The 21839-nt window shown below is 72.0% G+C and carries 17 protein-coding genes and 3 tRNA genes; 6 read left to right on the top strand and 14 right to left on the bottom strand.

Features of this window, described 5'->3' with window-relative positions; all coding sequences use genetic code 11:
* Positions 1-55 precede the first annotated feature (55 nt).
* Positions 56-1006, top strand: a complete 951-nt coding sequence (locus tag AB0G10_RS13570) for a proline dehydrogenase family protein (protein WP_360919718.1) — start codon at positions 56-58, stop codon at positions 1004-1006.
* Positions 1007-1068: 62 nt separating this feature from the next.
* Here AB0G10_RS13570 and AB0G10_RS13575 read toward each other — a convergent pair.
* The 4 genes from AB0G10_RS13575 to AB0G10_RS13590 all read right to left on the bottom strand — a co-directional run bounded on the left by AB0G10_RS13575 (position 1069) and on the right by AB0G10_RS13590 (position 1917).
* Positions 1069-1144 (bottom strand) — tRNA-Met (locus AB0G10_RS13575).
* 1 nt (position 1145) lies between these two features.
* Positions 1146-1218 (bottom strand) — tRNA-Leu (locus AB0G10_RS13580).
* Positions 1219-1282: 64 nt separating this feature from the next.
* Positions 1283-1356, bottom strand: a tRNA-Trp gene (locus tag AB0G10_RS13585).
* A 249-nt stretch (positions 1357-1605) separates the two neighbouring features.
* Positions 1606-1917: a (2Fe-2S) ferredoxin domain-containing protein gene (locus AB0G10_RS13590; protein ID WP_360919721.1), complete on the bottom strand. Its 312-nt coding sequence runs from the start codon at positions 1915-1917 to the stop codon at positions 1606-1608.
* A gap of 65 nt (positions 1918-1982) precedes the next feature.
* Between AB0G10_RS13590 and rpmF the strand changes: the two genes are divergently transcribed.
* The 3 genes from rpmF to AB0G10_RS13605 are packed head-to-tail and all read left to right on the top strand — an operon-like array spanning position 1983 to position 4349.
* Complete coding sequence (rpmF, locus tag AB0G10_RS13595; RefSeq protein ID WP_360919724.1) at positions 1983-2162, top strand: 50S ribosomal protein L32; 180 nt, start codon at positions 1983-1985, stop codon at positions 2160-2162.
* Positions 2159-3394 carry a GTP-binding protein gene (locus AB0G10_RS13600; protein WP_360919727.1) on the top strand — a complete coding sequence of 412 codons (1236 nt, stop codon included), beginning with the start codon at positions 2159-2161 and terminating at the stop codon, positions 3392-3394. The genes rpmF and AB0G10_RS13600 overlap by 4 nt, the downstream gene beginning before the upstream one ends.
* Positions 3378-4349: a GTP-binding protein gene (locus tag AB0G10_RS13605; RefSeq protein WP_360919730.1), complete on the top strand. Its 972-nt coding sequence runs from the start codon at positions 3378-3380 to the stop codon at positions 4347-4349. Before AB0G10_RS13600 ends, AB0G10_RS13605 begins: the two co-directional genes overlap by 17 nt.
* Before the next feature lie 3 nt (positions 4350-4352).
* On the opposite strand, the gene AB0G10_RS13610 is transcribed toward AB0G10_RS13605, so the two are convergent.
* Positions 4353-7847 carry an ATP-binding protein gene (locus AB0G10_RS13610; RefSeq protein ID WP_360919733.1) on the bottom strand — a complete coding sequence of 1165 codons (3495 nt, stop codon included), beginning with the start codon at positions 7845-7847 and terminating at the stop codon, positions 4353-4355.
* 169 nt (positions 7848-8016) lie between these two features.
* Between AB0G10_RS13610 and AB0G10_RS13615 the strand changes: the two genes are divergently transcribed.
* Positions 8017-9273, top strand: a complete 1257-nt coding sequence (locus tag AB0G10_RS13615; RefSeq protein WP_360919736.1) for a PP2C family protein-serine/threonine phosphatase — start codon at positions 8017-8019, stop codon at positions 9271-9273.
* A gap of 4 nt (positions 9274-9277) precedes the next feature.
* Here the strand turns inward: AB0G10_RS13615 and AB0G10_RS13620 are convergent, their stop codons facing one another.
* The 9 genes from AB0G10_RS13620 to AB0G10_RS13660 form a co-directional block, all read right to left on the bottom strand.
* Positions 9278-9619 (bottom strand): STAS domain-containing protein, encoded by a 342-nt coding sequence (locus AB0G10_RS13620; protein WP_360919739.1) that lies wholly within the window; start codon positions 9617-9619, stop codon positions 9278-9280.
* Between the two features lie 54 nt (positions 9620-9673).
* A complete protein-coding gene (locus AB0G10_RS13625) occupies positions 9674-9994 on the bottom strand; it encodes a MerR family transcriptional regulator (RefSeq protein WP_360919742.1) in 321 nt (106 codons plus the stop codon).
* Positions 9995-10441: 447 nt separating this feature from the next.
* Positions 10442-12031 (bottom strand): hypothetical protein, encoded by a 1590-nt coding sequence (locus AB0G10_RS13630; RefSeq protein WP_360919745.1) that lies wholly within the window; start codon positions 12029-12031, stop codon positions 10442-10444.
* Positions 12028-12927, bottom strand: coding sequence for an ABC transporter ATP-binding protein (locus AB0G10_RS13635; RefSeq protein WP_360919748.1), 900 nt, complete (start codon positions 12925-12927; stop codon positions 12028-12030). Before AB0G10_RS13635 ends, AB0G10_RS13630 begins: the two co-directional genes overlap by 4 nt.
* Before the next feature lie 105 nt (positions 12928-13032).
* Positions 13033-14343 carry a Na+/H+ antiporter NhaA gene (gene nhaA / locus AB0G10_RS13640; RefSeq protein WP_360919751.1) on the bottom strand — a complete coding sequence of 437 codons (1311 nt, stop codon included), beginning with the start codon at positions 14341-14343 and terminating at the stop codon, positions 13033-13035.
* A gap of 132 nt (positions 14344-14475) precedes the next feature.
* Entirely contained in the window at positions 14476-17550 is a 3075-nt protein-coding gene (locus tag AB0G10_RS13645) for a family 78 glycoside hydrolase catalytic domain (protein WP_360919754.1), read from the bottom strand.
* A complete protein-coding gene (locus AB0G10_RS13650) occupies positions 17550-18800 on the bottom strand; it encodes an extracellular solute-binding protein (protein WP_360919757.1) in 1251 nt (416 codons plus the stop codon). Before AB0G10_RS13650 ends, AB0G10_RS13645 begins: the two co-directional genes overlap by 1 nt.
* 26 nt (positions 18801-18826) lie before the next feature.
* Positions 18827-19648 carry a carbohydrate ABC transporter permease gene (locus tag AB0G10_RS13655; protein ID WP_360919760.1) on the bottom strand — a complete coding sequence of 274 codons (822 nt, stop codon included), beginning with the start codon at positions 19646-19648 and terminating at the stop codon, positions 18827-18829.
* Entirely contained in the window at positions 19645-20574 is a 930-nt protein-coding gene (locus tag AB0G10_RS13660; RefSeq protein WP_360919762.1) for a sugar ABC transporter permease, read from the bottom strand. The genes AB0G10_RS13655 and AB0G10_RS13660 overlap by 4 nt, the downstream gene beginning before the upstream one ends.
* Positions 20575-20794: 220 nt before the next feature.
* Here AB0G10_RS13660 and AB0G10_RS13665 point away from each other — a divergent pair, with 220 nt between their 5' ends.
* Complete coding sequence (locus AB0G10_RS13665) at positions 20795-21829, top strand: LacI family DNA-binding transcriptional regulator (RefSeq protein WP_360919764.1); 1035 nt, start codon at positions 20795-20797, stop codon at positions 21827-21829.
* Positions 21830-21839 lie beyond the last annotated feature (10 nt).

A 21839-nucleotide genomic window follows, 5' to 3' on the forward strand; every position in this document is an offset into this window, starting at 1 on the left:
GACTGACAGCCTTGGAGACGGGCCACCTCCGGCCCCTCCGAAGACGGGATACCGAATGATCACCACGTTGCCGGTCGACGTCGCCGCGAACGCGGCGCAGGCGCTGCGGACGCTCGCGCTCGACGAGGACCTGAAATGGCAGATACCCGCCGATCCCCGGCTCGGGCCGCTCGTGCGGCGCGTCGCCCGTCGCTTCGTCGCCGGGGAGACCCTCGACGACGCGGTGGGCCGCGTGGCCGGCATCGTCGCGGACGGCCACCGCGCCAGCGTCGAGTACCTGGGCGAGAGCTGCCGCGACGCGCAGCGCGCCACCGCGGAGACCGAGGTGTTCGTCGCCGCCGCCCAGCACCTGCCCCCGGCCGTGTCGATCTCGCTCGACCTGTCGCACGTCGGGCTGGCGATCGACCGGGACCTCGCCCTGGACAACGCCACGCGCATCGCCCGGGCGACCAGGGACACCGGCCGCGAAATGATGATCTCGGCGGAGGGCTCCGACCGTACCGATGCGGTTCTCGATGTGCACGGCGCGCTGTGCGAGCGTTTCGAGCACGTCGGCGTGACGGTGCAGGCACGCCTGCACCGCACCGCCGGGGACCTGCGCCGGCTGCTCCCGCTTCCCGGCCGGATCCGCCTGGTCAAAGGCGCTTTCCTCGAGCCGCTGACACACGCGATGGCCCGCGAGGATCCGGCCCTGCCGGTCGCCTACCTGCGCTACGCACGGCAGCTGGCCGACGCCGGGCACCTGTGCTCGTTCGCCACCCACGACCGGGACCTGATCGCCGGCGTCGACCAGTTGCTGGGAGGGTCCGGCCGCGGCGACGCGCCGTGGGAGTTCGAGACGCTGCTCGGGCTCGGCCCGGACCGGCTGGCCGCGATGGCCGACCGCGGGCATCCCACCCGCGAGTACGTCGTCTTCGGCACCGAGTGGTGGTTGTACGTGTGCAACCGTCTCGCGGAGGACCCCCAACGCCTGCTGCAGGCCGTCGCCGACGCCGCCGACCGATGACGGCACCGGCCGGGATCGAACCACGGGGCGCTCATTCCGCTGAGCCAGCCGGACGTCAGTAGTAGGGAAGGTCGGATTCGAACCGACGATCTCCGGCTTATGAGGCCGGCGAGGACGACCAGACTCCTCTACTCCCCCGTGCCCGTGCGGGGATTCGAACCCCGAACCTCTACGTCCTGAACGCAGCGCCTCTGCCAGTTGGGCTACACGGGTCGCCCTTATCGATTTCTGATGCCATTTCGCACTGTGGAATGCTCAAAATGAAGACACGAAAAGCAGGGGCGACAGGATTCGAACCTGCAACCTTCGGATTTGGAGGCCGCTGCGCTACCGGATTGCGCCACACCCCTATGAAAAACAAAAAAACCGCCTTCCCGTACGAGGGGAGGCGGCGTCGGCGCTGTGCGCTTCGGCGGTCGCTAAGCGCGCCTCCCGGTGACGAGAACCATGCTGTCGGCCCGATAGGCGCCGAGCATGCCGAGACCCGGCAGCAGGTGCTGCGGGTGGAATTCGGCGTGCCAGCGGTACATCGGGTCGGCTCCTTTTATCGTGTGGCTGTTGTAGTAGACAGTAGAGCGCTTGCCGAGACCGGTGCAATCTTATTTGGAAATGCCGCGGCCGGCATTCGCGACCGTTTCCAGTAGCCGGCCGACCTGAGCGGGACTCTCCACCGGACCGAAGAGCCGGCCCGCGCCGGGCGGAGCGTCGGCGATCACCGCGACCGCCGGGGCGTGCGTGCACGCGCCCAGGCACTCGCTGCGGACCAGGACGGCGTGCCGGGTCCGGCGGACCGTCTCGCGCAACGCTTCGAGCAGGTCGGCGTCCCTGCCGGTGTCGGTGCGGTGCCGCAGCGCGGTGCACCGATGCCCGCTGCACAGCAGAACGGTCACCGTCGCGGTCGGGTCAGGCATGTGTCGTCTCCACCCCCATACTCTACAATGAAAATCGTTTCCAAGAAGAGGGAGAGGACACCCCCATGGCCGTACCCAAGCGGCGCACCTCGCGCGCCAACACCCGCCACCGCCGCGCCCGGTGGAAGGCCACCGCCCCGGTCCTGGCCGACTGCCCCTGCCCGCGCCGGGAGAAGGTGGTCCCGCACCGCGCCTGCACGCACTGCGGGCTCTACCGCGACCGGCAGGTGACCGAGCCGCGATGACGACCGCCGCACCCGCCCGCCTGCCCGTCACGGTCCTGTCCGGGTTCCTCGGCGCCGGCAAGACCACTCTGCTCAACCACATCCTCGCCAACCGCGACGGCCTGCGCGTCGCGGTGATCGTCAACGACATGAGTGAGATCAACATCGACGGGGCGCTCGTCCGGGACGGCGGGCAGCTGTCGCGCACCGAGGAGCGCCTGGTCGAGATGACCAACGGGTGCATCTGCTGCACCCTGCGCGACGACCTGCTCGGCGAGGTCGCCGCCCTCGCCGGGCAGGGCCGCTTCGACTACCTGATCATCGAGTCGAGCGGGATCTCGGAGCCGCTGCCGGTGGCCGCCACGTTCGCGTTCGGCATCGACGACCAGGACCGGGTGCTCGCCGACGTCGCCCGGCTCGACACCATGGTCACCGTCGTCGACGCACCCCACCTCATCGCGCAGATCGACGCGGGTGAGAGCCTGGAAGCGCGCGGGCTGGCCGCTTTCGACGGCGACGATCGTACGATTGCTGATCTTCTCGTCGATCAGCTCGAGTTCGCCGACGTCATCGTGATCAACAAGACCGACCTGGTCGCCGCCGCCGAGCTGCGCCGCGTCGAGGCGCTGGTGACCCGCCTGAACCCGCGCGCCCGGCGGATCACCGCGATGTTCGGCCGGGTCTCGCCCGCCGACCTGCTCGACACCGGGCGCTTCGACATGGCCGCCGCGGAGACCGCGCCCGGCTGGGTGGCCGAGCTCAACGGCGAGCACATTCCCGAAACCATCGAGTACGGGATCAGCAGCGTCCTCTTCCGCGCGCACGAGCCGTTCCACCCGCGACGGTTGTGGGAGCTGCTGGAGGAGGCGGTCGGCGAGTACGGCGTCCTGCGCTCCAAGGGCTTCCTGTGGCTCGCCACCCGGCCGGACATGATCGGGCTCTGGTCGCAGGCCGGACCCAACGGCCAGTGTGACCCGGCGGGCGTCCCGGTCGCGGTCTCCGGGCAGTGGCCGGACGACCCCGGCGAGCGGGCCGAGCTGGAGCAGCGCTGGCATCCGGTGTTCGGTGACCGCCGGCAGGAGCTCGTCTTCATCGGGGTGCGCCTGCCGGCCGACCGGCTGCGCGAGGGCCTGCGCCGGTGTCTGCTCACCGCCGAGGAGCTGGCGGCCGGTGAGGACGTCTGGCGGACCTGGCCGGATCCGTTCCCGCAGTGGGCCATCGACGAGGTGCAGCCGCATGCCCACCAGCACTGACCTGAGGTTCTGCGGTTTCTGGCCGCACGCCACCGCCGAGACAGCCGGCCGGCATCCGGTCCTGCCGGAGACCGGGGAGCCGGACGAGCTGCGCCGCACCGTCCCGCCGGAGACCGGGGAACCGGACGACCTGCGCGGCACCGGGCGGCCGGCTCCGGCCGTCGTCACCGTCGTGCCCGCCGACCTGCTGCTCGACGGCCTGACCGACGAGCGCCGCCTGCGGGAGGTGGGCCTGCACCGCGACGAGGACGACGAGCGCAGCATCGGTGACCTGGTCGCCCGGCAGATCGAGCAGGCCGACGCCGTCGTGCTGACCGGCGACCTCGAGGACGCGTGGGAGACCGAGCAGCTGCGCACCCTGCTGCGCCGGCTCGCGCCGTGGGCGCACCACCCGCGCCCCGGCGACGTGCCGGCCGCGGCCCGGGGTCGGGCCGAGCCGGTGGACGCGGTCGGCCGGGGCCTGCGCGGGTACGCCGTGGGCGTGCACGAGCCGGTGCCGTCGCACGGGGTGAGTGCTTGCGTCTTCCGGGCCCGGCGGCCGTTCCACCCGGGACGGCTGCACGACGCCCTCGACGAGGTGACCGCGGGGGTGCTGCGCTCGCGCGGCCACTTCTGGCTCGCCAGTCGTCCGGATCTGGTCATGACGTGGGAGTCGGCGGGCACACTGTCGATCGGCCCGCACAGCGGCTGGCTGGCCGAGCTGCCCCGGGAGCACTGGGACGAGGTGGACGTCGAGCGCCGCCTCGCCGCCGACCTGGACTGGGATCCGTACTACGGCGACCGGCACCATCAGCTGTCGTTCACCGGCATCGACATCGACCCGGTACGCCTGCACCGCACCCTGGCCGGCTGCCTGCTCACCGACGACGAGCTGTCCCGCGGCGAGGAGCACTGGCGGCGGCTGCCGGATCCCTTCCGCAGGGCGTATCCGGCCCCGGCGGTGACCGAGGCCTGATCGTCAGCTGCCGGGTGCGGCCTTCCAGGCGCGTTCGATGCTCACCAGCGTCCCGTCGGCGTTGCTGAGGACCTGCACGTCGCCGTAGGCGTTCATGAACAGGGCGCCCCGGCCGCGGTCGCGCGCGGCCGGGCGGGCCCGCCAGCCGCCGAAGTCCTGCACTTCGATGCGCACCATCGACGCGGTGACCAGCAGCCGCATCCGCACCTCGGGACGGGTCGGCTGCTGGGCGTGCTCGACCGCGTTGTTGATGGCTTCGGTGGCGGCGAGTTGCATGTCGAACAGCAGGTCCGGGTCGGCGCCGGGCTCCATGGCGGCCTCGATGTCGCGGCGCGCGGCCGACGACGCCTGCGGCGACAGCGGATACGTCCAGGTCACGTCGACGGGCGCGACGTCCGGTGCGGACGGTTTCGCGGCTGCCGGGCGGCGCTGGACGGTGACGACGGCGGTGTCCTTTCCGGACGACAACCGCAGGTGGTCACCGTGCTCGAGCACGGCGTCGTCGCCGGTGTGAACGCCCGCGCCGAGGGGTGCGGAAACCTCGGCCGCGGAGCGGAACGGCACGGGGTGACCGGCGCTGCACCACGTGAGGCGGCCGCTGCGCGGGTCGAGGCGGACGATCAGCAGCGTGACCCGGGGCGGGGCGGGCAGCCGGTGCAGGGCCTCGGCGAGCCGCGTCATGATCAGCGAAGGCGGGTCGCCGAGGTGCGCGCGGACGGCGGCGTTGAGCATGCCGCTGATCACGGCCGCGCTCAGGCCGTCGCCGGCCACCTCCCCCACCGTGATGACCCAGTCGCCGTCCGGTGCCTCGGCGATGTCGTACCAGGCGCCGCCGGCCCGGTCCGGGCCCGGCCGGTATTCGCACTGGACGCTCCAGTCCTCGTCGGCGGGCGGGGCCGCCGGCAGCACGGCACGCTGGATCGCCAGGGTCCGCTGCCGCTCGGTGCCGGGGGCGCCGCTGCTGTGCGCCACCGCGGCGAGCAGGCCGGCGGCGGCGCTGAGGATCGGCAGGGTCGCGGCGGCCGGTGGGTTCCGGTACGCGGTGAGCTCGCCGAGGCGGGTGCCGTCCCCGGCGACGATGTCCGCCGTGCTGCGCCCGGGCCGGTCCGGGCCGGAGCCGGGTTCCCGGCCGGCGCTGAACCGCAGCGGCGGGCCGGCCTCGCCGGCGACGGCGACCACGGCGTCGGCCTCCAGCAGGGCGGACGTCAGGTCGACGACGGTCTGCATCGCGTCGCTCAGGGCCCGGCCCGCGGCGATCACCGACAGCGCGTCGCCGGCCGGGACGCCGGCGGCCGTGTCACCAGCGGCGGGCACCGGGGCGCGGGCGGCCACGTTCCGGATCTTGGCGATCAGCTCCTCGGCGCGGAACGGCTTGACGATGTAGTCGTCGGCGCCCGCGGCGAGCCCCTCCACGCCGGACTCCTGCCCGGCGCGGGCGGAGAGCATCACGATCGGCAGGTGCCGGGTGGCGTCGTCGCTGCGCAGGGCGCGGACCAGGCCGAAACCGTCGAGGCGCGGCATCATCACGTCGGTGACGACCAGGTGGGGCCGGTACAGGTGGATGGCCTGCAGCGCCTGTTCGCCGTCCGCGACGGCCTGCACCTTCCAGCCCTCGGCGGTGAGCAGCCGGCTCAGGTAGGCGCGCATGTCGCTGTTGTCGTCGGCCACCAGGACACGGATGCCGGCGCCGCCGGCGGCGGCGGGCACGTCGGTGTCGGTCCAGCTTCCCGCGACGGTGGCGGCGGCGCGGGCGGCGCCGAGCCGGTCGGGTACGACGACCGGAGCCGCCGCCGGGTCGACCCGGACCGCGTCCCAGGGCAGGACCACGGTGAACGCCGTGCCCTCGCCCGGCGTGCTGCGGACCTCGACGTCGCCACCGGCGAGCCGGGTGAGCTCGCGGACCAGGGCGAGACCGATGCCGGTGCCCTCGTGGCTACGGGCCCGGGCGCCGCGTACCCGGTGGAAACGGTCGAAGAGCCGGGGCAACTCGTCGGCGTCGATGCCGATGCCGGTGTCGGCGACCGTCAGCCGGATGGCGTCGGGGGCGGCGTCCAGCCGTACCTCGATGTGCCCGACGAAGGTGAACTTCAGGGCGTTGGAGAGCAGGTTCGTCACGATGCTCTCCCACCGGCGCGGATCGACGGCGACCGGTACGGGCAGCGGCGGGCACCGCACGATCAGCCGCAGGCCGGTGCGCTCGATCGCGGCGCGGAACACGCTCGCCAGTTCGGTGGTGTAGCGCGCCAGGTCCAGCGGTTGCGGCGTGCCCGCGGTGGCGTCCCTGCCGATGCTGGAGAAGGTGAGCAGCTCGTTGACGAGGGTGAGCAGGCGCCCCGCGTTGCGGTGGGCGACGTCGACCCGGTCCCGCTGGGTGCCGCCGAGCGGCTCGGCGGTGTCGGCCAGGGCGTCCGTGAGCGGGCCGAGCATCAGCGTCAGCGGGGTCCGGAACTCGTGGCTGACGTTGGTGAAGAAGTCGGTCTTCACCCGGTCGAGCTCGGCCAGGGCCGCCGCCCGCTCGCGTTCCTGCTGGTAGGCCTGGGCGTTGCGGATGGACACCGACACCTGCTGGGCGAGCAGGTGCAGGAACGACCGGTACGTGTCGTCGAGCGCCCGGCTCGGGCTGACCCCGGTCAGCAGGACACCGGCCGGCCGGGTGTGATCCGCCGACGGCAGCGGCTGGGCGACCGCCTCGGTCACCGGCTCGTCCCACGGCCCGCCGGTCACGGCCAGCCGCTCGTCGACGCCGCCGGCCACGACGGTCTCACCGGACGCCGCGCCGGCGAGCCCCCAGTCGCCGGCCTCGTCGGAGGCGACGGTCGCGGGCAGCGCGCCCGCGTCGACGCCGACCGCGGCGACCCGGCGCAGCACCGCGCCGTCGCGCAGATAGATGGCGGCGAAAGGCACGTCGAGCGGGTAGCGGCCGATCACCTCGCCGAGGTGGGCGCAGGTCGTCGCGACGTCCACCGGGCCGCCGGTGCCGGACATCGCGAGGTCGCCCAGCAGACGCAGCCGGCGCTGCCCGACCACCTGATCGGTGACCTCGCTGCAGACCGTCAGCACCCCGACGGTGGTGCCCTGGTCGTCGCGGGCCGGGGCGTGCGAGACGCTGAAGTACGCCTCCTCGCGGTATCCCGACCGCTCCAGCAGCAGTTGCAGCGCCGGCACCCAGCTGGCCACACCGGTCGCCATCGCGTCCTCGATCAGCGGACGCAGCACGGCCCAGCCCTCGGCCAGGGTGATCCGCACGTCGAGGCCCATCGCCTCCGGGTGCTTGTCGCCGATCAGCGCCGAGTAGGCGTCGTTGTAGAGCTGGGTGAGATCGGGCCCCCACAGCAGCAGCATCGGATAACGGGAGGACAGGACGATGCGTACGGCGGCCTTCAGGCTCTGCGGCCAGTCCCGGACCGGTCCCAGACGCGTCGCGGACCAGTCCACCTCCGCCATCAGCCGGCCCGCGTCACCGCCGCCGCCGAAGAGGTCGTCGGAGGGCTCTACCAAGTCCGTTCACCGCTCACCGTGCGACCTTCCTACCCGATCACCCCCGCCAGGGCTCGCCAACCCGATCGAATAGCCCGGAATGAGGACTGTAAACATCGCCGTGGCGACCGGCGTCACGAGGGTGCCCATGGTGGTACGGCCGGCGGTGCGGAATTCGTATGCTGCCACCATGAATCCTTCGGTCGAGGCGGCATTGTCGGGGATGCTGGCGGCCGCCGAGGACGCGACACCGGTGAACGCCGTCGAGGCCGTCACCCGCGAGCTCGGCGAGGCCCTGGGCGCCAGCAGCGTGTCGTTCCTCATCGCCGACGTGAGCGGGCGGGCGCTGGTCCGGCTCGCGTACGTGCCGTTCGGCCCGAGAGGTGAGGGGCGCCGCGACGGCGACGAGGTCGCCACCGTGCTGCCCTTCGACGGCGGCCCGCAGGAGGAGGCCCTGCGCACCCAGGCGGTGCAGGTGGTCGGCGGCGACGCGGAATGGACCGTGCTGGCCCCGGTCACCGAGCGCGGCGAGGTCATCGGGCTGCTGGAGATCGTCGTCGGCACCGAGCCGTCCCCGCAGGCGCTGTCGGAGATCGCCCGGACCGCGCACGCGCTGGCGTTCGTGGTGATCGCCAACCGCCGCCACACCGACCTGTTCGAGTGGGGGCAGCGGACCACCCCGTTCAACCTCTCCGCCGAGATCCAGCGCCGGCTGCTGCCGAGCGCCTTCACCTGCGAGGGCGGCTCGTTCACCCTGTCCGGCTGGCTGGAGCCGGCCGCGAGCATCGGCGGGGACACCTTCGACTACAGCCTGGCGCGCGACACCCTGCACTTCAGCGTCACCGACGCGATGGGGCACGGGGTGGCCAGCGCGCTGATCGCCACCCTCGGCGTGGGCAGCCTGCGCAACTCCCGGCGCGCCGGGCACAGCCTAACCGAGCAGGCCGACCGGGCCGGCGCCGCGATCGCCGAGCACAGCCCGGCGCGGGGCGCGTTCATCACCGCGATCCTCGGGCGCCTCGACCTGGGCACCGGGACCTGCGAGCTGGTCAACGCCGGGCACGTGCCGCCCATCCTGGTCCGCGACGGCCGGGCGCGCGAGGTGAGCCTGCCCCGCAACACCGCCCTCGGCATGTTCCCCGGCATCGGCCTGAAGGCCGGCACACTCACGCTGGAGCCCGGCGACCGCATCCTCGTGGTCACCGACGGCATGTACGAACGCCGGGCCGCCGCCCTCGACCTGCCCGCCCGCCTGCGGGCACTGCAGGAGCTGCATCCCCGCGAGGCGGCGCGGGCGCTGGCCGACGGCGTGCTGGAGGTGGCCGGGCCCAAGCTCCAGGACGACGCCACCCTGCTGATCATCGACTGGCACGGGCACCACGGCCGGCCGCGCCGCAGCAACGCGGGCGCCGACGTCGCGGCCGCCACCTCGGCGGACGGTCGCTGACGCCTCAGGCCATGTCGGCCTCGGCCGCCTCGACCGTGTCGTAGACGCCCACCACCTGGTCCACGGCGGAGATCCGGAGCACCTGCGCGACGATGTCCTGCACCGCCGCGACCGACAGCCGGCCGCCCCGGGCCCGCAGTTCCTTGAACCACACCACGAGCAGTCCCAGCCCGCTGGAGTCCAGGAACGACACGTCGGCGAGGTCGAGCACCACCCGCGCGCCGGTGTCGCCGACTACCTGCTGGAGGAAGTCGTCCAGCTGCGGGCCGGTCTCCATGTCCAGTTGCCCGCCGACCTCCACCACGGTGCCGGCGCCGCCGGCCCGCGCCGCCAACCGCAGATCCATGCCCATCAGCTTAGGTGTCCGCACCCGGGACCCCGCGACCATCGGCGCGGGACGTCACCCGGCGCCGCTCTCGTGCTCGCGCCGGTGTCGCCGGTTGACCTCGAGGGCCTCTTCGAGCTGATCCTCCAGGACGATGATCCGGCAGGCGGCTTCCAGGGCGGTCCCCTGGTCCACCATCTCCCGGGCGCGGGCGGCCAGCCGCAACTGGTAGCGGGAGTAGCGGCGGTGCCCGCCGGCGGACCGCAACGGGGTGATCAGCTTCGCTTCGCCGAGGCGGCGCAGGAAGTCCTGCGAGGCGCCCACGATCTCGGCGGCGCGGCCCATCGTGTAGGCCGGGTAGTCGTCGTCGTCGAGCCTGTCGTCGGATGGGGCCATACATTCCTTCTCATGATCGAGGGCCCCGGCGCAACGCGCCGGGGCCCAGGGTTACGGGTTCTCGTTTCCGCACCGCGCCGCTATCAGCGACGTCCGGTGCGAGGATCGCAGAAGCGTGACCGGAGACCACCTCACATTCGATGTGACCACGGTGTCCACCACGGAACCGGCAATGCGTCCCGGTGGTGGGCGATCCAGCGGCGTCAAACCCTCCCTTTCCTCAACTTTCCTCCGGCGGAGCCCCGAAAACCGCATCGGCCCCGTCGTTGACACCTTTGCCTTGCACCTGCTCACCGAGCGAGCCACGAGAACTTCCGGGCCCTGCTTCGACGCTCGATGTGTCCCGTCAGCGTCTTTGTTCAGATCTCTGTCGTCAACAGCAGCAAGACTATCCACCGTTGCCCAGAAAGTCTAGTGTCCGGAGACCAGATTTTCTGGGTTCGATTCTCACGATCCGAGGTCCCGGCGGCGGTACCCGCCGATTCCCGCGACGACCAGGGCGGCCGCCGCCGCCAGCATGACCGCCGAGGCCGCCATGTCCGGACCGGTCAGCGGAACGGGCGCGAGGTGGGCGAACGGGGAGATGTCGCGTACCCAGGAGGGCGCGGCGACGCTCTCGGCGACGACCAGCAGCAGGAAACCGCCGATCGAGGGAAGGCAGCCGGCGAGTCCGGTCCAGCGCGGCAGCCGGCCGGCCGCGAAGACCGCCGCGCCGAGGCTGAGCAGCACGATCGGCAGCACGTTGCCGGCACCGCGCACCGCGGCGCCCGCCGTGAGGTCGCCGCCCATCACCGCGACCCCGATCCAAGTGGCCAGGCCGGCCCCGACGACCAGCACCGTGGCGGCCGCGCCGGTGGCGACGATCTCGGCGCCGATCAGGCGCGACCGGGAGACCGGCCGGCTCGCGAGCAGGGTCAGCCGGCGGTCGGCCTCGGCGGCGACGAACGCGCCCATCCGGACCGCGGTGAAGGCGCCGACCGGCAGGGCCAGGATCGCGAACAGGGTCGCCGCGAACCCGGCGACGCTGCCCAGGCTCGCGAATCCCGCCTCGGCGGCTTCCCCGGCCAGGGCCGGGTTGTCGCGCAGGAAACCGGTGACCGACACCGCCGTCAACCCGATCAGCAGGTAGTAGGCGCCGACACCGATCATCCAGCCGGCCAGCGGGCGCAGCGCCCGGCGGACGGCGAAGGTCTCCACGCTCGCCAGCAGCAGGGTCCGCGGGCGGCGGCCGGCGGCGGCCGGGACGAGACCACCCCGCACGTCGCGGTGGCGGGCCGCGACCAGCGCGAGGGCGCCGATCAGGACGGTGGCCGCGGCCAGCAGCACCAGCGGCAGGACCCGGTCGTGGACGTAGGGGCCGCTGAGTGCGAGCAGGCCGAACGGGGTGAGTCCGTGCAGCCAGGCGAGCCCGGTGACACCGTCGCCGATCATGCGGGCCAGCAGGCCGGCGCCGAGCACCGCCACCGCCGCGCCGGTCGCCGGCGGCCGGCCGGCGAAGATCTGCGCGCTCAGCGCGGCCACGGCGGCGAAGAACATGCCGAGCAGCCCGGTGCCGGCGCCGTGCAGCAGGGCACCCGCCGGTGCGGTGCCCGCCGCCAGCAGCACGGCGGTGACCGCGATCGCGGTGGCGGCCGCGACCGCCATGACGGCGGCCACGTGCACGATCAGGGTGGCGGTGACCGTCGGCCGGCCGGACAGCAGCACATCCCAGCGGCCGGCGTCCTCCTCGCCGCGGGTGATGCGGGTGACGGCCAGGATCGACCAGACGCCGAGCAGCACCGTGATGACGGTGCCGACCCGCCACACCGTGAAGCCGCCGGCGGTGTCCAGTCCGATCGGGGCGCCGAACAACGTACGGATGGCGGGGTTTGCCGAAAGGGCCCGCAAGCCGTCGGCCGCCGCCGGATCCGCCATCACCTGCCCGTAGGTGGCGGTGACGAGCGCGGTCATCCCGGCGCTGAGCCCGGCGACGATCAGGCCGCCGCGCCGGACCTGCCGGATCGCCAGCCGGGTGACTGCCCGGGCGGCGGTGCTCATCGCGACGCCACCCGCTCCCCGTAGTAGTCGAGGAAGATCTCCTCGAGGCTGGGTTCGCGCACGGTCAGGGCGGTGACGTCCGCGGCGGCGAGCGCCCGCAACGCCGGGGCGGGGGCTCCGGACAGGGTGAACCGCAGCCGCCCGGCACCGGCCGGCTGGACCGCGGCGACCCCGGGAATCGCGCTCAGGTCGGGTGCGGCGCCGTCGTAGGAGATCGTCACCTCGGAGCGGTGCAGTTCGCGCAGCGCGCCGATCGTCGCCACCTCGGCGAGGCGGCCGGCGCGCAGGATACCGACCCGGTCGCAGACGGCCTCGACCTCGGCGAGCTGGTGGGAGCTGAGGAACACCGTCTGCCCGCGGTCCCGGGCCTGCCGGACGGCGACCCGGAACTCGCGTTCCATCAGCGGGTCCAGGCCGCTGGTCGGCTCGTCCAGCACCAGCAGCGGCGCCCTGGTCGCGAACGCCGCGACCAGGGCCACCTTCTGCCGGTTGCCGGTCGAATAGGTCCGGGCCGGCTTCGACGGGTCGAGCGCGAACCGGTCGACGAGCTCGGCCTGATAGGCGGCGTCGACGCCGGGGCCGGTGGCGGCCTGCAGGTGCAGGATCTCCGCGCCGGTGAGCTGCGGCCACAGGGCGACGTCCGCGGGGACGTAGGCCAGCCGCGAATGCGCCCGCACGGTGTCGGCCGCGTCGACGCCGAACACCCAGGCCCGGCCCGCCGTCGGGCGGGCCAGGCCGAGCAGCAGCCGGATGGTGGTGGACTTGCCGGCGCCGTTGGGGCCGAGGAACCCGAACACCTCACCGGCGGCGACGTCCAGGGTGAGGTCGTCGAGGGCGGTGAGACGCCCGTAGCGTTTCGTGAGGCCGGCAGCGCGCAGCGCGGGATCGCTGGACATGGGAAGCCCTTCCGTGGTCGTGCGGACATGACCGCCGACCAGACTTCCCGGCACACCTGCGCTCACCGTACGCCCCGCGCGCACGCGGCGGGAAGGCCCGCGCCGTCAGCGCCGCACGGTGTCCTCGTCCCAGAAGTCCGGGATGCCGTCGCCGTCGGCGTCGCGGGACTCCTCCGCGCACACCCGCTGGTAGTGCCGGTTCCGGGCCCGCAGCACCACCGTCGCCAGCAGCGCGGAGATCAGCGACCCGGCGAGGATGCCGATGCGCGCGTGCTCGTCCTTCTCACTGCCCATCCCGAACGCGAGTTCCCCGATCAGCAGCGACACCGTGAACCCGATTCCGGCCAGAAGAGCCAGTCCGAGTACGTCCCACCAGCTCACCCCCTCGCCCAGGGTGGCCCGGGTGAACCGCTGGACCAGCCATGTCGACCCCAGCACCCCGGCGCACTTGCCGAGCACGAGACCGGCCACGATGCCGATCGTCACCGGGTCGCGCAGCGTCTCACCGAGCCCGCCCGCGCCGGCCACCGACACCCCGGCGGCGAAGAACGCGAAGACCGGCACCGCGAAGCCCGCCGACACCGGCCGCCAGCGGTGCTCGAAGTGCTCGGCGAGGCCGGGCCCCTCCCCCGGCGTGCGGCGGATCACCGGGACCATGAAGCCGAGCAGCACCCCGGCGACCGTGGCGTGCACCCCGGAGGCGTGCACCAGCGTCCAGGTCGCCGCGGCCAGCGGCAGCAGCAGCCACCAGGAGCGGACCCGCCGCTGCACCAGGACCGCGAACAGCCCCAGCGGGATCAGGGCGGCGGCCAGCGGCAGCAGGCTCAGCGAGCTGGTGTAGAACACCGCGATGATCAGGATGGCGAGCAGGTCGTCGACCACGGCGAGGGTGAGCAGGAACGTGCGCAGCGCCGCCGGCAGATGCGTGGAGATCACCGCGAGGACGGCGAGGGCGAACGCGATGTCGGTGGCGGTCGGCACCGCCCACCCGGACAGCGCCCCGCCCGCCATCCCGCCGTTGACCGCCACGTAGATCACCGCCGGTACGGCCATGCCACCGACCGCCGCGGCGACCGGCAGCACCGCCCGCCGCGGATCCCGCAGGTCACCGGCGACGAACTCACGCTTCAACTCGAGGCCGGCCACGAAGAAGAAGATCGCGAGCAGGCCGTCGGCGGCCCACTGGGCGAGGGTCAGGTCCAGGTGCAGGGCGTGCGGGCCGACCGTGACGGCGATCAGGTCCTGGTATCCCGCCGACCACGGCGAGTTGGCCCAGATCAGGGCGAGGACCGCGGCGCCGAGCAGCAGCGCGCCGCCGACGGTCTCCGCGCGCAGGATGTCGCCGATGCGGCTGACCTCGGGCCAGGTCCCCCGGCCGAACAGGTGGCGGGCAGGGCGGGACGGATCTCCGGACACGGGACTCCTTCAGCAGGGCACGACGATGACATCGCCGACCAGGCTTCCCGGCACACCTGCGTTCAACCTATCCTGCCGGGAAGCCCGTCGCCGGTAAGACACCTCACCGCCGCCGGCGTCCGTTCCGCCCGTTCACCAGTGGTAGGTGCCGGAGGGCACGCGATAGACGGCGTAGCCGCCGGTGGTGCGCAGGAACGTCGCGCGGCGCGGGGTGCCGGGGACCCGGCCGCCGAGCAACGGCACCCACACCTCTGCGCCGGTGTTCGGCGGAACCGTGACGGTCAGGCGCAGCCGGTCGCCGTCGCGCTTCCACGCCGCGCGGGCGGTGCCCTGCGGCGTGACGTAGTGGCCCTTCACGAACGTCAGGTCACCGACCACCTTCGGCTGGATAACCAGTTCCCGGTAGGCGGTCGTGCCGTCGGCGGCCCGGATGCCGGCCAGACTCGCGTGGAACCACTCCTCGATCTGGGCGAGGATCATGTGGTTCTTGGAGTCGCCGCGGTTCCACCGCTCCCCCATGGTGGTCATGCCACCCGGGTTCGCGACGGTGGACTCCATGAAGTAGCCGTAACCGGGCTGCTCATCCTCATGGATGACATCCCAGAGCACGTCGTCGCGGCCGCCCGCGGACAGCGCCCGCACGGTCGGCGCCATGCCGATGGTGCCGCCGCTGAGGTGCGGGCCGTCGCCGTCCGGATGGAACGCGTAGATCATCGCCACCAGGCCGTCGAGGACCGCCTGCCGCTCTGCTTCCGGCACGAGACCGGCGTCGAGGGCGAGTGCCTGCGCCGTCTGGGAGACGGCGCCGTTGTCGGCGTAGAGCTTGCGCGCCGGATCCCAGAAGGTGGTGTTGAACGCCGTCTTGATGCCGGCGGCCAGGGCCGAGAAGCGGGCGGCGTCGGCCGTCTTGCCGAGGTCCGCCGCGAGCGCGGCAAGATCCTTGGCCATCATGTAGTAGCCCCAGGTGCCGGTGATCTTTCCGGAAACCGGTTCGGCCGACACCCAGTCGGCCAGGGCCGCGTCGACGATGTGGCCGACCGCCTTCTGCCGGGCGATGTAGTCGGCGAAGAGCACGAGCCGCGGGTAATAGCGGTCGGCCACCGAAACGTCCCCGTAGAGCTGCCGCAGGAACCCGGGCACCAGGATGATCGCGTTACCCCAGTTGATCTCGTCGCCGAAGCGCCCGGTGTAGCCCCAGTCGTAGACCGGGGTCTTGAGCGCCACGTTCCCGCGCATCGGGGTGTCCGCGAGTGATTGCCCTTCGACGAGGTGCCTCTCATGCGTACGCAGGTAGGCGTCGAGGTCGAAGTTCCGATGGATCGACCCCATCGGCATCGTGTAGTCGGCCGGATAGGACAGCTTCTCCCGGCCCGGGCAGTCGGTGAAGACGCTCATCATGTTGCCGGCGAACGAGTACCAGGCCATCTTGTGCAGCCGGTTGACCCGCGCGTTCGACGTGGTCACCGCGCCGGCGAGCGGGGTCTCGGCCTGCACCCGCAGCCCGGTCAAGAAGGACGACGTGGGGACGTAGCCGTCGGGCAGCCCGGTGACCTGCACCCACTGCATGCCGAAGTAGTTGAAGTCGGGCCGCCAGCTCTCCCCGCCGCGCAGCCCGGCCGTCGTGTAGGTGTTGAACAGGTCCACGCCCCGGCTTCCGCCACCGCCGCGCAGCGACGCCTGATCCACGGTGCCGTCGGCGGCGAGGGATTCGGCGGGCGCCACGCGGATGGTCGTACCGGCGGGCACGCCGGTCAGGCGCAGCAGCGGGAACCCGACGATGTTCTGACCGAAGTCGAACACCCAGGTGCCCGGCACCGGATTGGTGATCGAAACCGGCTCATGACGGTCGGCGATCCTGACGGGCGGCGCGGTGCGGGCGACCAGCCTGGTGGCGAGGTTCGGCGGCGGCGCGATCCCGGCCGCGATCCAGCCGGTGGCGGTGCCGTCGCGGCGCTTCGCCGTGGCCGACAGGTCGGACTTCGGCCGGTCCCATCCGGGCTGCTCGCGGCGGGCGTCGAAGTCACTGCCGGAATACCAGGCATCGGTGGTCAGTGGTCCCAGCGCGGCGCGCCACTCACGGTCCGAGACGATCACCGTCTCCTTCCCACCCGCGTACGAGACCTCGAGGCGCGCGATGAACCGGGGCGTGACGGCCGCTCCCGCGCTGGCGTCGCTGGCCGCGACGTTGTTGCCGGAGCCGGTGACCACGGCGCCGGCCGGGTGCGGTTTCGACAGCCCGGGCGTGAACGTGATGCTGTCGGCGCCGATCGCGGTGATGACCCGGGACTCCAGGTTGTCGCCGCCGTCGCCGGTGTCGACGTTGACGGTGCCGCCGACGTGATAGCCGGTGACGCTGCTCAGGGTGACCGTCGTGGCGCCGGCGAGGACGTCACCGACCAGGGTGCCGGTGCCCTTGAGCTGGCTCTGCCACCACGAGTACGGCGCGGTGCGTCCGACGGCCGGGTTGACGACGCTGCGCCGCACGTACGCGGGCCCGTTGCCGAGGCGTACCCCGATGGTGTTCTCGCCCTTGCGCAGTTGATCGGAAATGTCGTAGACGCGGTATTCGCTGGAGAGCTGGTAGTTGGCGTAGCCGGGAGCGAGCACCTCGTCGGTCAGCGTGCGGCCGTTGACGGTGGCCAGGTGCATGCCGACGCCGGAGAGGTAGAGCCGTGCCCGGAGGATCTTGCGCCGCGGGTCGGTGGTGAACTGCCGGGCGAAGATCGGCATCGGCTGGGTCTCGGCGCGTCCGGGATATTCGATCCAGCGGGCGCCACCCCAGTCCGACTGCTCCAGCAGGCCCATCTCCCAGGTCGACGGCCGGCTCCAGCCGGTGGCCCGCCGGTCCGCGCCCCACGCGCGGACCTGCCAGCTCAGCCGCTGCCGCGAGGTCAGCGCCCTGCCGGCGTAGCGCACGCCGGACTGGACCGAGGAGTCGACCTTGCCGGAGTCCCAGAGGAGCCGGCCGCCGTCGTGGACCCGGATCTGGTAGGCGGTCTGCCGGTCGGCGGCCGGCGACGACGTCTCGGCGAACCGCCAGCCGAACACCGGATCCGGGTCGTCGAGGCCGAGCGGCTCGTCCGGGCGGCCGTCGACGCGCAGGCCGACCACCCGCAGGCCGGGACCGCTCGCCGCGGCGGGTCCGGCGGTCAGCACGGCGGTGGAGGGAATGGCAACGGACAGTCCTAGCGCGGTACGTCGTTTCATCAGGAGCCAGCCTTGTAGTCGGTGTCCATGTCGGTGAGGACCTGGTCGGCGGTGGTCTGGTTGCTGAAGACCTCTTGCAGGCCGCTGAGCATGGTCTGCTGGACCTTGGCGTTCGGCCACAGCTGATCCATGAACGGCACGGTCCGGTCGCCCTCGACGTAGGTGGTCAGCTCGGCCAGGCCGGGGTCGACGGTGGTGCCGGCGCCCGGCAATGTGGGCAGGCTGCCCTGCGCCTCGTTGAAGGTCTTCATGCCCTCGGGCGACATCACGAACGTGACGAACTCGAGCGCGAGATCGGGGTTCTTCGCCTTGGCGTTGACGCCGTACCCGGCGCCCGCGGCCGCCGGCATGATGAACTGCGCCGGGTCGTCGGTGGCCGGCAGCGCCTTCATCGTGAACTCGCCGTCCGGGTTCTTCTCCTTGAGCAACCCGATGATCCAGTTGCCCTGCACGATGCCGAGGGTCCTACCGGTGGCGGCGAGGGTCTGGCTGGCCTCGTAACTGGTGCCGAGCGGGTCCTTCTGGAAGCAGCCGGCGCCGTTCATCTCCTGGTACTTCGCCATCGCGGTGGTCCACGGCGAGTTCGCGAACGTGGCCTGCCCGGCGGCCATCCTGGTGTCGAAGTCCTTGTCGCCGCTGTAGACGGTGGTCGCGACCAGCGCGTACAGCACGATCTGGGTGACCCAGTTGTCCTGGATGCCGAGGGCGAAGGCGGGGGTGCCCTTGCCGGCGGCGGCCTTGCAGAACGCGAGCAGGTCGGTCCACGTACCCGGCGCCGTGAGCCCGGACCTGGTGAGCGCCTCGTCGTTGTAGACCGCGCCGATGCCGTTGAGGCCGAACAGCGCGTTGTACGTCTTTCCCTCGAACTGCGCGACCTTCTTGAACGCGTCCGGCAACTGCGCGGCCCACGGCTGATCCGACAGGTCCCGGAGGTAACCGGGCTTGGCGATCACGTAGGTGGCGCCGGGGTTGCCGTTGCCGGGCCACACCGTCATCACGTCCGGGGCGGTGCCGGACGACAGCTGGGTGCGGATCTGCTGCTGGTACTGGTCGGCGCCGCTGGTGCTGAGGTTGACGGTGATGCCGGGGTTGGCGGCCTTGAACGCCTCGACGACCTTCTCGATCGAGCCCTGGTCGACCGAGGCGATGGTCAGGGTCTGGTTGTCGCTTTCGCTGGAGCCGGAGTTGGTGCCGCTGGAGCAGGCGCCGAGCAGGGATGCTGCCGCGAACGCGGCCAGGACTCTTCTCATGATCTTCTCCTTCGGTGGAGGACGGGTCATCCCTTCAGGCCCCCTGCGAAGCCGTTGATGATGCTGCGCTGCAGGGCCAGGTAGACGGCGAGGACCGGGACGATGCTGATCAGCAGGGCGGCGAAGATGAGGTTCCAGTCGGAGACGAACTGGCCGACGAAGCCGGCGATGGCGACCGGCATGGTCTGCTGGTCGCTGCCGGACAGGTAGAGCAGCGGGGTGAAGAAGTCGTTCCACACGCTGACGGCGTTGAGCACCAGCGCGGTCACCGTGATCGGTTTGAGCATCGGCAGGATGACGTAGCGGAACGCGGTCAGCGGCCCGCAGCCGTCGATGGTGGCGGCCTCCTCGAAGTCACGCGGCAGGGCGCGCAGGAATCCGGTGTAGAGGAAGGTGGTGAAGGGGACCTGCAGGCCGGAGTGGAAGAGCACCAGGGACCAGACCGAGCCGAGCAGGCCGAGGCCGCGGATGGTCTGGTAAAGCGGCAGGGCGGCTAGCTGGAACGGCAGGATCAGCCCCAGCATGATCAGCAGGAAGGTGCCGCGGGACCAGTGCGCGGTGGACCGGGCCAGCGGATAGGCCGCCAGCGACGACACCACCAGCACGATCGCGACGCTGACCGTGGTGACCAGCACGCTGTTGGCCAGGGCGCCGCCGAGGCCGCCCTCCCGCCAGGCCTCGCTGAAGTTCGCCAGCGTCGGACTCTGCGTCAGCGCGATCGGCGAGGACGTGTCGCTGGGCGCCCGGAAGGCGAGGTTGACCAGGACGTAGACGGGGAAGGCGAAGACGATGGCGACCGCGATCATCAGCATCTCGAGGGCGAACGTCTTCTTCGTGTAGCGGTTCATGACGCCGCCTTCTCGTTGCGGTTCAGGACCGCGTACTGGCCGGCGGAGATGACCGCGACGATGGCGGTGAGCACCACGGCGAGGGCGATGCTGTAACCGAACTCGCCGAGCGTGAACGCGTCCTTGTAGATCAGCGTGGAGATGGTGTCGGTGGCGTGCCCGGGGCCGCCGCCGGTCATCCCGTAGACCTGGTCGAACAGCTTGAGCCCGCCGATCACCGAGAGCATCACGTTGATCGTGATGGCCGGCGCGAGCAGCGGCCGGGTCACCGACCAGAAGCGGCGGACCGGGCCGGTGCCGTCGATCGCGGCCGCCTCGTGGATCTCCCGGGGGATCGACTGGAGGCCGGCGATGAAGATGACCATCGAGTAGCCGGCGTACTGCCAGACCACCACCATGACGATCATCCACAGCGCCAGGTCGGGGTCGCCCAGCCAGTTCCGGCCTTCGAGGCCGAAGGCACCGAGCAGGCTGTTCACCGCGCCGTCCGGGCCGAGCAGGTTGCGCCACAGGTAGGCGGTGACGATCTGGGCGACCACGGCCGGCGCGAACAGCAGCACGCGCAGGACGTTGCGGCTCCTGATGGCGGTGTTCACGCCGAGCGCGAGCAGCAGGCCGAGGCCGTTCTGCAGGACGGTGATCGCGACCGCCACCAGCAGGGTGTGCCCGATGGCCCGCAGCGCGTCCGGGTCGCCGGCCATGGCCCGGAAGTTGTCCAGGCCGATGAACGCGAAGTCCGGGTCGAGGCCGTCCCAGTCGGTGAAGGCGTAGTAGACGCCGCGGGCGCTCGGCACGAGCACGACGAAGGCGAACAGCAGCAGTGCCGGGACGGTGAACCACCAGGGCGGCGCGGCCTGGGCCCGGCGGCGGGGTGGCGCCGGTGCGGCGGCCCGGCCGGGGTGCCGCAGTCGAAGATCGGTTGTCACGGAGCACCCACCTTGCTGAATCGTTTCATCATCGGTGGAACGGCGGCAGTGGTGCCGGATCGGACCTGGGCGGTGCCTTCGCGTGCTGTGGGTAACGTTTTCCAAATGTTTCGCCGACCTTACGAGCGGGTGCCGAACAACGTCAAGGGTCGATACACGGCTTTCTCGGCACGCTGATGGTCTATAGGGTGGGTAACGTTTCACTGAGCGGGGAGAGCGCATGCAGCAACATCAGGCACCCGCCCGGAGGGTGACGATCGTGGACGTGGCCCGGCACGCGGGCGTGTCGACGACGGCGGTGTCCAAGGTGCTGCGCAACGCGTACGGCGCCAGCCCGGCCATGCGCAGCAAGGTGCAGCAGGCCATCGCCGAACTCGGCTACCGGCCGTCCGCCGCCGCCCGGGGACTGCGCGGACAGACGTACACGATCGGGGTGATGCTCCCCGAGCTGCGCAACCTGTTCTTCGCCGACATCCTCGACGGCATCGACACCCAGCTCGGCGACAGCGACTACCAGGTCCTGCTCGCGGCCGGCTGCAACGGCGAGAAGGCCGAAGCCAAAGTCATCGACGCGATGATCGACCGCAGCATGGACGGCCTGATCCTGATCGCCCCGGTCTCGGCCAAGAACCGTCTCACCGAGATCGCCCGCGGCGTGCCGACAGTGGTCGTCGGCCGGCACGGCTCCTCACCCGCCTACGACAGCGTCACCGACGACGACATCACCGGCGCCGCCCTGGTTGTCGACCACCTGGTCGGTCTCGGCCACCGCCGCATCGCTCACATCGAGCATCATGAGACCGATCGGGTACGCCTCGCCGAGATGCCCAACGCCCAGCGCGCCCGCGGCTACCGCGACGCCATGATCGCCCACGGCCTCGAAGCCGAGATCGACATCGCCTCGACCAGCTACACCCAGGCCGGCGGCTACGCGGGCGCCCGGCAACTCCTCGACCGCCCGCAACGGCCGACCGCCATCTTCGCCGGCGCCGACGTCGTCGCCCTCGGCGCGCTCGAAGCGATCACCGAAGCCGGCCTCACCGTGCCCGGCGACATCTCCCTGGCCGGGTACGACAACAGCGCCCTCGCCGCCCTCGGCCCGATCTCGCTGACCAGCGTCGACCAGGACGGCCGGCAGATGGGCGCCACCGCCGCCCGCCTGCTCATCGAACGCATCGGCCGGCGCGACCGCCGCACCGCCCAGGTGAAACTGACCCCCACCCTGGTCGTGCGCCGCACCACCGCGGCCATCTGATGGTTCCTCG

The organism is Actinoplanes sp. NPDC023714 (assembly GCF_040639855.1).
Classification (GTDB): Bacteria; Actinomycetota; Actinomycetes; order Mycobacteriales; family Micromonosporaceae; genus Actinoplanes.